Source organism: Solirhodobacter sp., assembly GCF_964715405.1.
This window is the reverse complement of sequence record NZ_CBAICG010000010.1, coordinates 1-14018: the sequence shown is the minus strand read 5'-3', so window position 1 is coordinate 14018 and position 14018 is coordinate 1. Positions and strand designations below refer to the sequence as shown.

Annotated in this window: 12 protein-coding genes and 1 pseudogene; 12 read left to right on the top strand and 1 reads right to left on the bottom strand. The window is 66.3% G+C overall.

Features of this window, described 5'->3' with window-relative positions:
- Nucleotides 1-135: 135 nt before the first annotated feature.
- The 9 genes from AC11WY_RS06265 to AC11WY_RS06225 all read left to right on the top strand — a co-directional run bounded on the left by AC11WY_RS06265 (nucleotide 136) and on the right by AC11WY_RS06225 (nucleotide 10422).
- Nucleotides 136-1368, top strand: coding sequence for an ABC transporter substrate-binding protein (locus tag AC11WY_RS06265; RefSeq protein ID WP_482923634.1), 1233 nt, complete (start codon nucleotides 136-138; stop codon nucleotides 1366-1368).
- Between the two features lie 79 nt (nucleotides 1369-1447).
- The gene (locus AC11WY_RS06260) at nucleotides 1448-2341 is read left to right on the top strand and encodes a carbohydrate ABC transporter permease (RefSeq protein ID WP_482923632.1); all 894 of its coding nucleotides are present in this window, start codon (nucleotides 1448-1450) and stop codon (nucleotides 2339-2341) included.
- Entirely contained in the window at nucleotides 2334-3233 is a 900-nt protein-coding gene (locus AC11WY_RS06255) for a carbohydrate ABC transporter permease (protein ID WP_482923630.1), read from the top strand. Before AC11WY_RS06260 ends, AC11WY_RS06255 begins: the two co-directional genes overlap by 8 nt.
- Nucleotides 3234-3236: 3 nt before the next feature.
- On the top strand, nucleotides 3237-4310 hold the full coding sequence (locus AC11WY_RS06250; RefSeq protein ID WP_482923628.1) for an ABC transporter ATP-binding protein: 1074 nt from the start codon (nucleotides 3237-3239) through the stop codon (nucleotides 4308-4310).
- Nucleotides 4311-4315: 5 nt separating this feature from the next.
- Nucleotides 4316-6706 (top strand): beta-mannosidase, encoded by a 2391-nt coding sequence (locus tag AC11WY_RS06245; RefSeq protein ID WP_482923626.1) that lies wholly within the window; start codon nucleotides 4316-4318, stop codon nucleotides 6704-6706.
- Nucleotides 6707-6717: 11 nt separating this feature from the next.
- The gene (locus tag AC11WY_RS06240) at nucleotides 6718-7473 is read left to right on the top strand and encodes a sugar phosphate isomerase/epimerase family protein (protein ID WP_482923624.1); all 756 of its coding nucleotides are present in this window, start codon (nucleotides 6718-6720) and stop codon (nucleotides 7471-7473) included.
- Nucleotides 7474-7484: 11 nt separating this feature from the next.
- Nucleotides 7485-8609 (top strand): Gfo/Idh/MocA family protein, encoded by a 1125-nt coding sequence (locus tag AC11WY_RS06235; RefSeq protein WP_482923622.1) that lies wholly within the window; start codon nucleotides 7485-7487, stop codon nucleotides 8607-8609.
- A gap of 4 nt (nucleotides 8610-8613) precedes the next feature.
- Nucleotides 8614-10200, top strand: coding sequence for a glycoside hydrolase family 43 protein (locus tag AC11WY_RS06230; RefSeq protein ID WP_482923620.1), 1587 nt, complete (start codon nucleotides 8614-8616; stop codon nucleotides 10198-10200).
- 57 nt (nucleotides 10201-10257) lie between these two features.
- Complete coding sequence (locus tag AC11WY_RS06225; protein ID WP_482923618.1) at nucleotides 10258-10422, top strand: hypothetical protein; 165 nt, start codon at nucleotides 10258-10260, stop codon at nucleotides 10420-10422.
- A 13-nt stretch (nucleotides 10423-10435) separates the two neighbouring features.
- Here the strand turns inward: AC11WY_RS06225 and AC11WY_RS06220 are convergent, their stop codons facing one another.
- Entirely contained in the window at nucleotides 10436-11173 is a 738-nt protein-coding gene (locus AC11WY_RS06220; protein WP_482923616.1) for a sulfite exporter TauE/SafE family protein, read from the bottom strand.
- Nucleotides 11174-11550: 377 nt separating this feature from the next.
- Between AC11WY_RS06220 and AC11WY_RS06215 the strand changes: the two genes are divergently transcribed.
- The 3 genes and pseudogenes from AC11WY_RS06215 (at nucleotide 11551) to tnpC (ending at nucleotide 13998) form a co-directional block, all read left to right on the top strand.
- Nucleotides 11551-11967: a transposase gene (locus AC11WY_RS06215; RefSeq protein WP_482923809.1), complete on the top strand. Its 417-nt coding sequence runs from the start codon at nucleotides 11551-11553 to the stop codon at nucleotides 11965-11967.
- Entirely contained in the window at nucleotides 11967-12320 is a 354-nt protein-coding gene (tnpB, locus tag AC11WY_RS06210) for an IS66 family insertion sequence element accessory protein TnpB (RefSeq protein ID WP_482923614.1), read from the top strand. The genes AC11WY_RS06215 and tnpB overlap by 1 nt, the downstream gene beginning before the upstream one ends.
- A 67-nt stretch (nucleotides 12321-12387) precedes the next feature.
- A pseudogene (gene tnpC, locus AC11WY_RS06205) lies at nucleotides 12388-13998 on the top strand (IS66 family transposase).
- The last annotated feature ends 20 nt before the right edge of the window (nucleotides 13999-14018 follow it).

Here is a 14018-nt window from a genome sequence, read left to right as displayed (position 1 = left end):
GTGAATCCGTTCAGACTCAGGGGCTTGTCCCGCTTCGCGATATAGGCCCGGCGAGGATCAAGTTCCAGCTTGATCTGAAATCCTAAATCGTTGTAGCAATTTCTATAACGATTTAGAAGTCAGGGAGGACGGATAATGAAGTTGATGACGGCACTTCTTACGGCCAGCGCGCTTTGCGGCGCCACGATCGCGAACGCAACCGATCTTGAGGTTACGCACTGGTGGACCTCGGGTGGGGAATCCGCCGCGGTGAAGGAATTCGCCAAGGCCTTCGATGCGACCGGCAACCATTGGGTCGATGGCGCCATTGCCGGGTCGGGCGACACCGCGCGGCCGATCATGGTCAGCCGGATCACCGGCGGCGACCCGATGGGCGCGACCCAGTTCAACCACGGCCGCCAGGCCGAGGAACTGGTGCAGGCGGGCCTGATGCGCGATCTGGACGCGGTGGCGGCCAAGGAGCACTGGGCCGACGTGATCAACCCGAAGTCGCTGCTGGATAGCTGCACTTATCAGGGCCACATCTACTGCATTCCGGTGAACATCCACGCCTGGCAGTGGCTGTGGCTGTCGAACGCGGCCTTTGCCAAGGCGGGCGTGCCCGTTCCGGCAAGCTGGACCGAATTCGTGGCCGACGGCCCGGCGCTGCGCAAGGCGGGGCTCATTCCGCTGGCGCTTGGCCAGCAGTCCTGGCAGGTGTCGGGGCTGTTCAACAACCTGCTGCTCGCACTGGGCGGCAAGGATCTGTACCTGAAGATCTACCAGGACAAGGACGCGGCCGCGGCGGCCGGCCCGGACATGGCCAAGATCTTCAAGGCAGCCGACGATGCGCGCCAGCTTGCGCAGGGCTCGAACGTGCAGGACTGGAACCAGGCGACCAACCTCGTGATCACCGGCAAGGCCGGGGCGCAGAGCATGGGCGATTGGGCGCAGGGCGAATTCCAGGTCGCCAACCAGGTCGCGGGCAAGGATTACACCTGCCTGCCGGGCCTGGGCGAGCCCAACCCCTACATCACCACGGGTGGCGACTCGTTCTACTTCCCGAAGCTGTCCGACCCGGCGAAGTCGGCGGCGCAGGAAGCGCTGGCCACGGTGATGCTGTCGCCCGCGACGCAGGTGGCGTTCAACCTCAAGAAGGGCTCGATGCCGGTTCGGGGTGACGTCGACCTGAGCACGGCGAACGACTGCATGAAGAAGGGTCTGGCGATCCTCAAGACCGGCAACGTGATCAAGAGCACGGACGAACTGATCAGCCCGGACACCACGACGCAGATCAACGACCTGTTGAGCCAGTTCTTCAACGACATGTCGATCACCCCGGCGGATGCGCAGCAGAAGTTCGCGGCCATCATCGGATCGGCCAAGTAAGCACCGGTGCCTGACCGGCGCCGGCCCCGCGCGGGGCCGGCGCCTTTTCCCGCACCCCCCAGACCCCGAGGAGGACCGGATGCCGGAGACGCAGCGTCCCAGCAGGCTGTTTCGCAACGTCAGCGCCAAGATCGCGTCGGTGCCGATGATCCTGACCGCCGTGTTCGTCTTCGTCGGCGGAACGTTCTGGACCGTCCTTTACTCATTCACCGACTCCAAACTGCTGCCGCGGCTGAACTTCGTCGGGCTGGAGCAGTACGACCGGCTGTGGTCCTCGGCGCGCTGGATCGTGTCGATCAAGAATCTGGCGATCTACGGCGTGCTGTCGCTGGTGTTCAGCCTGCTGATCGGCTTTCTCCTCGCCGCGCTCCTCGATCAGAAGATCCGGTTCGAGAACGTGTTCCGCACCATCTTCCTCTATCCCTTCGCGCTGTCGTTCATCGTGACGGGGCTGGTGTGGCAGTGGATCCTGAACCCCGACTACGGCATTCAGCACATCGTGCGCGGCCTTGGCTTTTCCGGCTTCGTGTTCGACCCGCTCTACAATCAGGACATCGTCATCTACGGCGTGCTGATTGCCGGGCTGTGGCAGGGCACGGGGCTGATCATGTGCCTGATGCTGGCTGGCCTGCGCGGGATCGACGAGGAAATCTGGAAGGCCGCGCGGGTCGACGGCATCCCGATGTGGAAGACCTACCTGTTCATCGTCATCCCGATGATGCGCCCGGTATTCATCACCACGCTGGTGATCATCGCCAGCGGCATCGTGAAGCTTTACGATCTGATCGTGGCGCAGACCGGAGGCGGACCGGGCATCGCGTCCGAGGTGCCGGCGAAATACGTCTATGACTTCATGTTCCGGGCGCAGAATCTCGGCCAGGGCTTCGCCGCGTCGACGATGATGCTGGTGACGGTGGCGATCATCATCATCCCCTGGGCCTATCTTGAATTCGGGGGGAAGAAACGTGGCTGACACCGCCCTGGCCCGCACACCACGCGGCGCGCGGCCCCGCCGTGCCTTCTCGGCGCGCAACATCACGCTGTATGGCGCGCTGATCCTGATCGCCGCCTATTACGCGCTGCCGCTTTACGTGATGATCGTGACCTCGCTGAAAACGATGCCCGAGATCCGGCTGGGCAACATCTTCTCGCCCCCCGTGCAGATCACGTTCGAGCCCTGGGTCAAGGCCTGGGCCGAGGCCTGCACCGGGCTGAACTGCGATGGCCTGTCGCGCGGGTTCTGGAACTCGGTCCGCATCACGGTGCCCTCGGTCGTGCTGTCGATCGCCATCGCCTCGGTGAACGGCTATGCGCTGTCGCTGTGGCGGTTCCGCGGGTCGGAACTGTTCTTCGGCATCCTCGTGTTCGGGGCGTTCATCCCCTATCAGGTGCTGCTTTACCCGATTGTCATCATCCTGCGCGACATCGGGCTTTACGGCACACTCTGGGGCCTGATCCTGGTGCACACGGTGTTCGGGATGCCGATCCTGACGCTGCTGTTCCGCAACTACTTCTCGTCGCTGCCGGAAGAGCTGTTCAAGGCGGCGCGCGTCGATGGGGCAGGGTTCTGGGGCATCTTCCTGCGGGTCATGGTGCCGATGAGCCTGCCGATCTTCGTCGTCGCGATGATCCTGCAAGTCACCGGCATCTGGAACGATTTCCTGTTCGGCGTGATCTACACCAAGCCCGCGCTCTACCCGATGACGGTGCAGCTCAACAACATCGTGAATTCGGTGCAGGGCGTGAAGGAATACAACGTCAACATGGCGGCAACCCTGATTACCGGCCTTGTGCCGCTGCTCGTCTACTTCTTCTCCGGCAAGCTCTTCGTGCGCGGCATCGCCGCCGGAGCGGTGAAAGGCTGAACCATGTCCTCTGTCCTCGTCAAGGAACTGACCCTGAGGTTCGGCGCCGTCACGGTGCTGGACAACCTCAACATCGACATCCCGCAGGGTGAGTTTCTGGTGCTGCTGGGCGCCTCGGGTTGCGGCAAGTCCACGCTGCTGAACTGCATCGCGGGGCTCCTGGACGTGTCGGACGGCGAGATTCACATCGCCGGGCGCAACGTGACCTGGGCCGAGCCGTCGGAGCGCGGCATCGGCATGGTGTTCCAGTCCTACGCTCTTTACCCGCAGATGACGGTCGAGGGGAACCTGTCGTTCGGGCTGCGCAACGCCCGGATGCCGAAGGATGAAATCGCCAAGCGCGTCGCCCGTGCCGCCGAGGTGTTGCAGATCGGCCCGCTTCTGAAACGCAAGCCGGGCGCGCTGTCGGGCGGTCAGCGGCAGCGCGTCGCGATCGGGCGCGCGCTGGTGCGTGATGTCGATGTGTTCCTGTTCGACGAGCCGTTGTCGAACCTCGACGCCAAGCTGCGCGCCGACCTGCGGGTGGAAATCAAGCGCCTGCATCACCGCCTGAAGAACACGATGATCTATGTGACGCACGACCAGATCGAGGCGATGACGCTGGCCGACCGCATCGCGATCATGAAGGGCGGCATCATCCAGCAGCTTGACAGCCCGACCGAGATCTACAACCGGCCGCAGAACAAATACGTCGCGGGCTTCATCGGCAGCCCCGAGATCAACTTTTTCGAGGGCACGCTGGCGGGCGACGGCTTCGCCACCGGCGGCACGGTGCTGCCGCTGACCAATTATGCGTTTCAGGGTGCCCGCGGCGCCGGCCCGGCCTGGTATGGCATCCGCCCGGAACATATCCTGTCAGGCGAGGCGGCGCGCGGGCTGCCGTTCTCGACCGAGGCCGAGATCGAGATCGTCGAGCCGATGGGGTCGGACACGCTGGCCTGGGCGACCATCGCGGGCATCCCGGTGCGCTTTCGCATGGATGGGCAGGCGCGGATCAGGTCCGGTGACCGGCTGCTGATCGGCTTCGACCCCGCGCGCGCCTCGCTGTTCGACAAGGCGACGGAAAAGAGGCTGTGACCCAAATGACCGACCTGTGCGGCCTTTGGCATCTTGCCGATGAAACCGGGGCCTTTTCCGCCCCGATGACGCTGCCCGGCGACAGCATCACCGCGCTGCACGCGGCGGGGCTGATCCCCGATCCCTACTGGGGCCGCACCGAATACGACCTGCGCTGGATCAGCGAACGTGACTGGCTGCTGACCCGCACCTTTGACGTGGACCGCACCGACCTGACGCTGGTCGCCACCATGCTCGACACGGTGGCCGAGATCACGATCAACGGCATCGCGGTGCTGCACGCCGCCAGCATGTTCCGCGACCACCGCGCCGACGCCTCGGCCGCGCTGCGGCTGGGGGAAAACGAGATCGCGATCCGCTTTCGCTCACCGGTGCACGAAGGCGCGGCGCGGCAGGCGGCGCAGCCCTATCCGGTGCCCTACAACACCGCCAACTGCCCGATCCCGAACGGCAACATGCTGCGCAAGCCGCAATGCGATTTCGGCTGGGACTGGAACATCGCGCTGGCGCCGTTCGGGCTTTACGGCACGATCGGGCTGGAGCCCGAGGGGCCGCGCATTGCGTCCCTGATCGTCGATCAGGACCATTCCGGCCCGCGCGTGCTGGTCCGCGTCGCGGCGCATGTCGAGGGGGCCGAGGGCGAGACCGTGCAGTTCACCCTCGCCGGGGTCAGTGCCTCGGCGCCGGTGACGGCGGGCCGGGCCGAGGCCGTGCTGCATCTGGAAAGCCCGGACCTCTGGTGGCCGGCGGGGCAGGGGGCGCAGAGCTTGCACGGCCTCACCGCCACTTTGGGCGCTGTGACGGTCAGCCGCCGCATTGGCCTGCGCGCGGTGGCGCTGGTCACCGACCCCGACACCACCGGCGCCCGCTTTGCCTTTCGCGTCAACGGGCGCGATGTGTTCATGAAGGGCGCGAACTGGATTCCGGCGGATGCTTTGGGGTCGGCCATCACGCCCGAAGCCACCCGCGACCTGCTGCGCTCGGCGGTGGACGCGAACATGAACATGATCCGCGTCTGGGGCGGCGGGCGCTATGAGGCGGACTGGTTTTATGACCTGTGCGACGAGCTGGGCCTGATGGTCTGGCAGGATTTCATGTTCGCCTGCCACCTTTACCCCGCCACCGAGGATTTCCTGACCGACGTGGCGGCCGAGGTGCGCGGGCAGGTCGCCCGGCTCAATCACCACGCCTGCCTCGCGCTCTGGTGCGGCGACAACGAATTGCTGGGCGCGCTGACCTGGTTCGAGGAAAGCCGCAAGAACCGCGACCGCTACCTGGTCGCCTATGACCGGCTGAACCGCACCATCGAGACGGCGCTGAAAGACACCGCGCCCGGCGCGATCTGGTGGCCGTCCAGCCCGTCGCCCGGCCTGATGAGCTTTGGCGACGCCTGGCACGACGACCGTTCGGGCGACATGCACTTCTGGTCGGTCTGGCACGAGGGGCGCGATTTCGACCATTACCGCGACGTCTCGCCGCGGTTCTGTTCCGAGTTCGGGTTCCAGTCCTACCCCTCGATGGACGTGATCCGCTGCTTCGCCGACCCGGCCGATTTCAACATCGCCGCCCCGGTGATGGAAAGCCACCAGAAGAACGCGGGCGGCAATGCGCGGATCGCCGAGACGATGTTCCGGTATTTCCGCTTTCCGGTGGATTTCGCGAATTTCGTCTATCTCAGCCAGGTTCAGCAGGGGCTGGCGATCAAGACCGCCGTCAGCCACTGGCGCAGCCTGAAGCCGCATTGCATGGGCACGCTCTACTGGCAACTGAACGATACCTGGCCGGTCTGTTCGTGGTCCAGCCTCGATCACGGCGGCGGCTGGAAGCTCATGCACCACATGGCGAAGGCGTTCTTTGCCCCCGTCTCGGTCTCGGCGGTGCCGGTGGCAGAGGGAATCGCGTTGCGGGCGATCAACGACACCGGCGCGGTGCTGCTGCTGACGGTGGAGGCGAGCGCCGTGGCCATGTCGGGCGAGACCCGGCCGCTGAACCGTGCGACCCTCCCCGTTTCGCCGGACGCCGCCGCGATGGCGCTGCACATCCCGGCCGACACGCTGGCGGCGGGCGAGATGCTGACCTTCGTCTGGTCTGATGCTCAAGGCACCCGCCTCGGCGGCGACGTCTTCGCGCCGAAGCCCTACAAGGCCTACGACCTGCTGCCCGCCGGGATCGCCCACACCGTCACCGAAACGGACGGGGGCTGGGACATCACCCTGACCGCGCAGGCCCTCGGCCTGTTCGTCGCGGTGGAGGCCGACCGGTCCGGCCGCATCTCGGGCAATGCCGTGCATCTGTTCCCCGGCCACCCGGCCACTTTGCGTTTCACCCCCGCGACGCCCGGCCGCGCGCCGCGCTTCACGATCCGCGATCTTCATTCCGCCACCTACGGCACCTGAAAGGCCCGACCATGACCGATTTTTCCTATCAGCTTTACAGCTCCCGCATGTTTCCGCCGCTTGAGGCGACGCTCAAGATGCTCGCCGATCTGGGCTATGCTCAGGTCGAGGGCTACGGCGCGCTTTACGCCGATGCCACGTCCCTTGGTGTGCTGGAAAAGGGGCTGAAGGACACCGGCCTGACGATGCCGACTGGGCATTTCTCGTTCGACATGTGCCGGGATGAACGCGCCCGCGTGCTGGAGATCGCGAAAACCCTCGGCATCAAGGCGGTGATCGTGCCCTATATCCTGCCCGATCAGCGCCCGAGTGATGTGGCGGGCTGGACCGCCTATGCCAAGGGGCTGGCTGCGGTCGGCAAGCGGTTCACCGATGCGGGGCTGCGGTTCGGCTATCACAACCATGATTTCGAATTGAAACCGACCACCGGCGGCGCGCTGCCGATCGACCTGATCCTGGCTGCCGATCCGTCGATCCAGTTGGAATTCGACGTCGCCTGGGCGGTGCGCGCCGGGGCCGATCCGATGGCCACCATCGCGAAATACGGCCCGCGTCTGCTGGCCGCCCACCTGAAGGACATCGCGCCCAAGGGTGAGTGTCTGGATGAGGATGGCTGGGCCGACCTCGGTCACGGCACCGTCGACTGGGCCACGATCCTGCCCGCGCTGCGCAAGGCGGGCTGCACCTATTTCGTGATGGAGCATGACAAGCCGAGCGATCATCACCGTTTCGCCAGCCGCGCCCTCGCGGCGGCGCGCAAGCTGTAAGGGAGGTTGCCATGCAAGGCGTTGGAATCATTGGCTGCGGCAATATCTCGTCTGCCTATCTGCGGCTTGCGCCCCTGTTCAAGGGGCTGGAGATTCGCGCGGTGGCGGATGTGAACCCCGCCGCTGCCGCTGCGCGGGCGGCGGAGTTCGGTGTGAGGGCGGAAACTGTGGCGGGGCTGCTGGCCGCGACAGACATCGACATGGTGGTGAACCTGACCGTGCCGGATGCCCATTTCGCGGTGACGAAATCCATCCTGCAAGCGGGCAAACATGCCTATTCGGAAAAGCCGATGGTGCTGAGCCTGGCCGAGGGCGAGGAACTGCGCGCGCTGGCGGCGGCCAAGGGGCTGCGCGTCGGCGCGGCGCCCGACACCTTCCTGGGCGGCGCGCATCAGGCGGCGCGGGCGGCGATCGACGCGGGGCGGATCGGCGCCGTGGTCGCCGGCACCGCCCATGTGATGAGCCACGGCATGGAGCACTGGCACCCGAACCCGGATTTCTTCTTTCTGCCGGGCGGCGGGCCGATGCTCGACCTCGGGCCCTATTACGTCACCAACCTGATCCAGTTGATCGGCCCGGTGGCGCGGGTGGCGGCGCTGACCTCGATGGCCTCGGCCACGCGCACGATATCTTCGGAACCGCGCAAGGGCGAGGTGATCCCGGTGAAGACGCCGACCAACATCCACGCGCTGCTGGAGTTTGCCAACGGCGCCACCATCACGCTGTCGACCTCGTGGGATGTCTGGGCGCACCGGCACGGCAACATGGAGCTTTACGGCACCGAGGGCACGCTGTTCGTACCCGATCCGAACTGGTTTTCCGGCAAGGTCGAGATTGCCGGGCGAGACGGCGTGATCGAGGATCTGGTGCAACCTGAACATCCGTTCGGCATCCCCAATCAGGATAACCACGGCGTGATGAAAGCCAACTACCGCACCGCCGGGCTGGCGGAAATGGCGGCGGCGATCAACGAAGGTCGGCCGCACCGCTGCGCGCTGGAACTCGCCTTGCACGCGGTCGATGTGATGACGGCGATCCTGCGCTCGGGCGAGACCGGGCAGATGATCTCGCTGACCACCACCTGCGCCCGTCCCGACGCGCTGCCGCCCGCCGCGGCGCAGGCCCTGCTGAAGTGACCCGATGATCCGCAATCCGATCCTGCCCGGCTTCAACGCCGACCCCTCGATCTGCCGGGTGGGGCCGGATTACTACATCGCGACCTCGACCTTCGAATGGTATCCCGGCGTCCAGATCCACCATTCCACCGATCTGGTGAACTGGACGCTGGTGGCCCGCCCGCTGAATCGCGCCGCACAACTGGACATGCGCGGCAACCCCGACAGTTGCGGGATCTGGGCGCCCTGTCTCAGCCACGCCGACGGCAAGTTCTGGCTGGTCTACACCGATGTCAAACGGCTGGATGGCGCGTTCAAGGACAGCCACAACTACATCGTCACCAGCGCCACGATCGACGGCGACTGGTCCGATCCGACCTATGTGAACTCGTCCGGCTTCGATCCGTCGCTGTTCCACGATGACGACGGGCGCAAATACTTCGTCAACATGCGCTGGAACCATCGCGGGCGCGGCACCGGGGGCAACCCCAAACACGCCTCGTTCGACGGCATCCTGTTGCAGGAATGGTCACCCGAACGCGGGCTGTTCGGCCCGGTCGCCGACATCTACGACGGCACCCCGCGCGGGCTGACCGAGGCGCCGCATCTCTTCAAGCGCAACGGCTGGTATTACCTGACCACCGCCGAGGGCGGCACCGGCTATGACCACGCGGTGACGATGGCGCGGTCGCGCAGCCTGTGGGGGCCTTATGAAACCCACCCCGACCGCCACCTGATGACCTGCGCCGCGGCGCCCGATCACTCGATCCAGCGCAGCGGCCACGGCCAGTATGTCGAGGCGCCGGACGGCACCGGCTGGCACACCTTCCTGATGAGCCGCCCGCTGCCCGGCCGGTTCAGCCCGATGGGGCGTGAGACCGGGCTGGAGCGGGTGGTCTGGCGCGACGGCTGGCTTTATCTGGAAGGCGGCGGACTGGTGCCGCGCATGGAGGTGCCGCTGGATGCCACGGCGACCCCGCGCGGGGCGGTTGAACGCGCGTTCGGCGAAGGTCCGCTGCCGCCCGAGTTCCAGTGGCTGCGCAGCCCCTACCCCGCCCGCATCTTCCACCTGACGCCCGAGGGGCTGGTGCTGACCGGGCGCGAGAGCCTTGGCAGTTGGTTCGAGCAGGCGCTCGTGGCCCGGCGACAGGAGGATTTCAGCTACGAGGCGGAAACCGAACTGACGTTCACACCGGCCAGCTACCAGCAGGCGGCAGGGCTGACGACCTATTACAACCGGCACAAGGTCCACGCCCTGGTGCTGACGGATGAACCGGGGATCGGGCGCGCGCTGACGATCCTGTCCTGTCCCGGCGACTGGCCGGATGCCGCGCTGAGCTTTCCCACGCCACCCGTGCCGGTTGGCGAGGGGCCGGTTGACCTTCGCGTTGCCGTCGATCATGCGCGCCAGCAGTTCTCCTGGCGGCAGGGCGGCGACTGGCAGCCGATTGGCCCGATGCTCGACGCCGCGGTGATCTCGGACGAGGGCGGGCGGGGCGAGCATGGCAGCTTTACCGGCGCCTTCGTCGGCATGGTCGCCTTCGACACCTCCGGCATGGCGGCCGAGGCGACGTTCCGCCGCTTTGCCTACTGTCCGGGCGCCGCCTTGTAGCGCCGCGCCATTTCAGGCAAGAGAGCCTGAAGCAGCGCCAACCGTGAGGGCAGAGCGATGGACTACAGCAAATCCGGCGGGGCGATCCCGGCCAAGAACGCGCCCAAGCACCGGGAACACAATGCCAAGGGGTCGGCAAAGAACCCCTTTGGCGCGCGCGAAACCAAGGCCGAACTGCTGGCCCGGATGAAAGCGGCGGTCGCGGCGAAGAAGAAGGGCTGAGGCCCCCGCGCGGTCAAATCGGCCGGGTGAACAGACCGATCGTCAGCGCGACGCCGATGCAGATGATCGCGATCCTGAGCAGGCGCTCGTTCACGCGGCGCAGCGCCCAGGCGCCACCAAGGCCGCCGAGGATCGCCCCCAGCCCGAGCGCGACCGCCTGCGGCCAATGCACCTGCGGCGAGGTCACGAACAGCACCACCGCCGAGGCATTCATCACGCCCGCAAGGACATTCTTCGTCGCGCCGGCGTTGCGGGTCGGAAGCCCCGCCATCGTCAGGGCCGCCAGCATCAGGATGCCGATCCCGCCGCCAAAGTAGCCGCCGTAGATCGCGATGCCGAATTGCGCGATGCCGGTCTGCACCGGCCCGAGCCGCGCCACGCCCTCGGTCGGGCGGCGCAGAAAGCTGCCCCAGGCGAAAACGCCGGTGGCGAACAGCACCAGCCAGGGCACGAGCCGCGCGAAGACCGAGGAGGGCGTTTCCAGCAGCAACACCCCGCCCAGCGCGCCGCCGACGATGCTGATCGCGAAGAGCGCCCTGAACGGCAGGCGACCGGCCCCGCTCGTCAGCCGCCGCCCGGCCCAGCCCGAGGTGATCTGGCCCGGAAAGAGCGCGACCGTCGAGGTGATGTTGGCGGCCAGCGGCGACATCCCGGCGAAGATCAGCGCGGGCAGCGTGATGAACGACCCCCCACCGGCGAGCGCATTCTGAAGGCCGGCCCAGAGACCGGCGAGCACCAACAGAAAGGTCAAGACGGCACACCCCTCAGCCGCGGCCCCACGCCGCTCCGGCCCCAGCGCTTACCAGCCCCGAGCGGCCACCGCCAGCACGGGCAGAGGCCTTGCCGCATCAAGACTTGATGCCACGCAGGGTTCAGGCTGTGGGCTGCCGCCGCGCCGACGCCCGCGCCGACCCGTGCGACTGCATCGCGCGCTTCTGCAACCCGCGCCGACGCCACTCGAACCTGGGCGATTTCGGCCCGATGGTGTCCGAGGCCGCCGCCTTGTTGGCCCGACCTGCTGTCCTTGGTAAGCGCGACGTCGACCACCTCCTGCCATTGCTGATCTGATGCGGGCATTCTTCGCGCACATGTGCGGCGGAGGATTTGGATTTGGAGAGAGACGGCAAAGTGGGCGTCCATTTGGACGGCTCAAGGGGTGGTTGGGTTTCGCGGCTTGAGGTGATCGAGGGTCCGAGCGGCCGTCGGCAGCGCACCAAGGCGGATCGGGCGCGGATCGCAGCCGAGAGTATGATGCCGGGGGTGAAGGTGGCCGATGTTGCGCGCAAGCATGGCACGACCCGCTGGCAGATCTACGATTGGCGCAAGCAGATACGCAAAGGCAACTTTGTGGTGCCCGAGAGCGTGGCGGCGCTGCCTATGTTCGCCGAACTGGTCGTCGAGAATTCCACGTCTGATGCCGCGCCTGCGGGTGGCGTGTTCGACCTGGAGATCGTCGTGGGCGATGTTGTCATCCGCGCGGGTGCTGGCGCCGAGGAGGGACACCTGACGCGGGCGATCCGGGCGGCACGGGCCGCGACATCGTGATGTTCGGTCAGGGCGGGCCGGTGAAGGCCTTTGTTGCGACCCGGCCGGTCGACTTCCGCAAGGGCATCGATGGCCTGGCGCTGGCGGTGCAGGAGATGTTCGGCTTGGACCCGTTCTGCGGGGCGGTCTTCGTGTTCCGTGCGAAGCGCGCGGACCGGATCAAGCTGCTGGTCTGGGATCAGACCGGGATGGTGCTGGTTCACAAGCGGCTGGAGGGGGGCAAATTCGTCTGGCCGCAGATGCGCGACGGGGTAATGCGGATGTCCTCTGCGCAGCTGGCGGCCTTGTTCGAGGGACTGGATTGGCGGTTGGTCCGGCCGGAGCATGCGCGTCGTCCACTGGCAGCAGGATGATCGGAAAGAGCCCCAAAATCCCCATTCTTGCTGGAAAAATGGCGTGTTTCGTGATTCACTTTGTTCCATGGATGCCGCTGATCTTGCACGCGAAAACGCCCTGCTGAAAGCCCGACTTGGCGCGGTCGAGGCGGCGCTGGCCGAGGTGCAGGAGGCCAATCGTCGGCTCGAAGACATGCCTCACGCACGGCGCAGCGCGAAAAGTTCGGCAAGCGTTCGGAGAAGCTGTCGCCCGACCAGTTCAACCTGCCGCTCGAGGATGCCGAATTGGCCCAGGGCGTGCTTGAGGCCGCGCAGGAGAAGGCTGAGAGAGCGCTGCGCGGAAAGGGGGCGGAGACGCCCCGCAAGCCCGCGCGCAACCGTGGGCATCTGCCGCCGCATCTGCCCCGGGTCGAGCGGGTGATCGAGCCTGCCAGCAAGCAATGCCCCTGTGGCTGTGGTGAAATGGCGAAGATCGGCGAAGACGTGTCGGAGCGGCTCGACCCTCCTCGGGCGATCAGTCCCCCGGACTGTTCGCTGATCCTCGTCGATCCCGGCGCAGTTCCGGGTGCTGGTCACGCGGCGGCCCAAATATGGCTGCCGCCGCTGCTCGCAGGCCGTGGCACAGGCGCATGCGCCCGAGCATGTCGTCCCCAGCGGGTTACCCACGGAGCTGTTCATCGCCTGGATCATCGTCTCGAAGTTCGGCGACCACCTTCCGTTCTACCGTCAGGCCGAGATCTTCAAGCGGCAGGGGATCGATCTGGATCGCGGCACACTCGGCAACTGGGTCGGCCGCGCCTGTTTCCACCTGACGCCCGTCATCAACCACATGCGCGCCCATCTGCGCGGGGCAGATCGCATCTTCGTCGACGAAACGCGGGCACCCGTGCTGGACCCGGGCCGCAAGGCCACCAAGAGCGGCTACTTCTGGGCCGTCGTCGCCGATGATCGCGGCCATGGCGGTGCCGGCCCGCCCATCGTTCTGTTCCACTATGCCCCCGGCCGGGGCCAGGCGCATCCGTTGAAGTTCCTCGCCGGATACCGCGGCCAGTTCCTCCAATGCGATGCCTACCAGTCCTACAACGTGATGACCGAGGTCACGCGCGACAATGGCCCGTGGCAACTGGTCTACTGCTGGACCCATGTCCGCCGCCGGTTCGTGAAGCGCTTCGACAGCGACCGCTCACCCATCGCCGAAGAGATGCTGCGCCAGATCGCGCTGCTCTATCAGGTCGAGAAGACCGTCCGTGGGAAGGGCGCGGCTGTGCGCCTGGCTGCCCGGCATGAACACGCCGCCCCGATCATCGCCGCGCTCAAGCCCTGGCTGGAAGCCCAGCTCTCCCGCATCTCGCAGAAATCCCAGCTGGCCGAGGATATCCGCTATACGCTCGCACATTGGCCCGGCCTGATCCGCTTCCTCGAAGACGGCACCCTCGAACTGGACACCAACCCGGTCGAGAACCAGATCCGCCCGATCGCGCTGACCCGCAAGAACGCGCTCTTTGCCGGCAATGAGGTCGGCGCCGAGAACTGGGCCATGCTCGCCTCCCTCGTCGCCACCTGCAAGATGGCCGAGGTGAACCCGGTCAACTACATCGCCGCCACGCTCTGCTCAATCCTCGATGGCCACCCGCAAAGCCGTATCGAAGACCTGATGCCCTGGCGCTTCAAGCAGCCGTCAAGCCTCGCCGCATAGGGCAACGCCGTCGCGCTTAC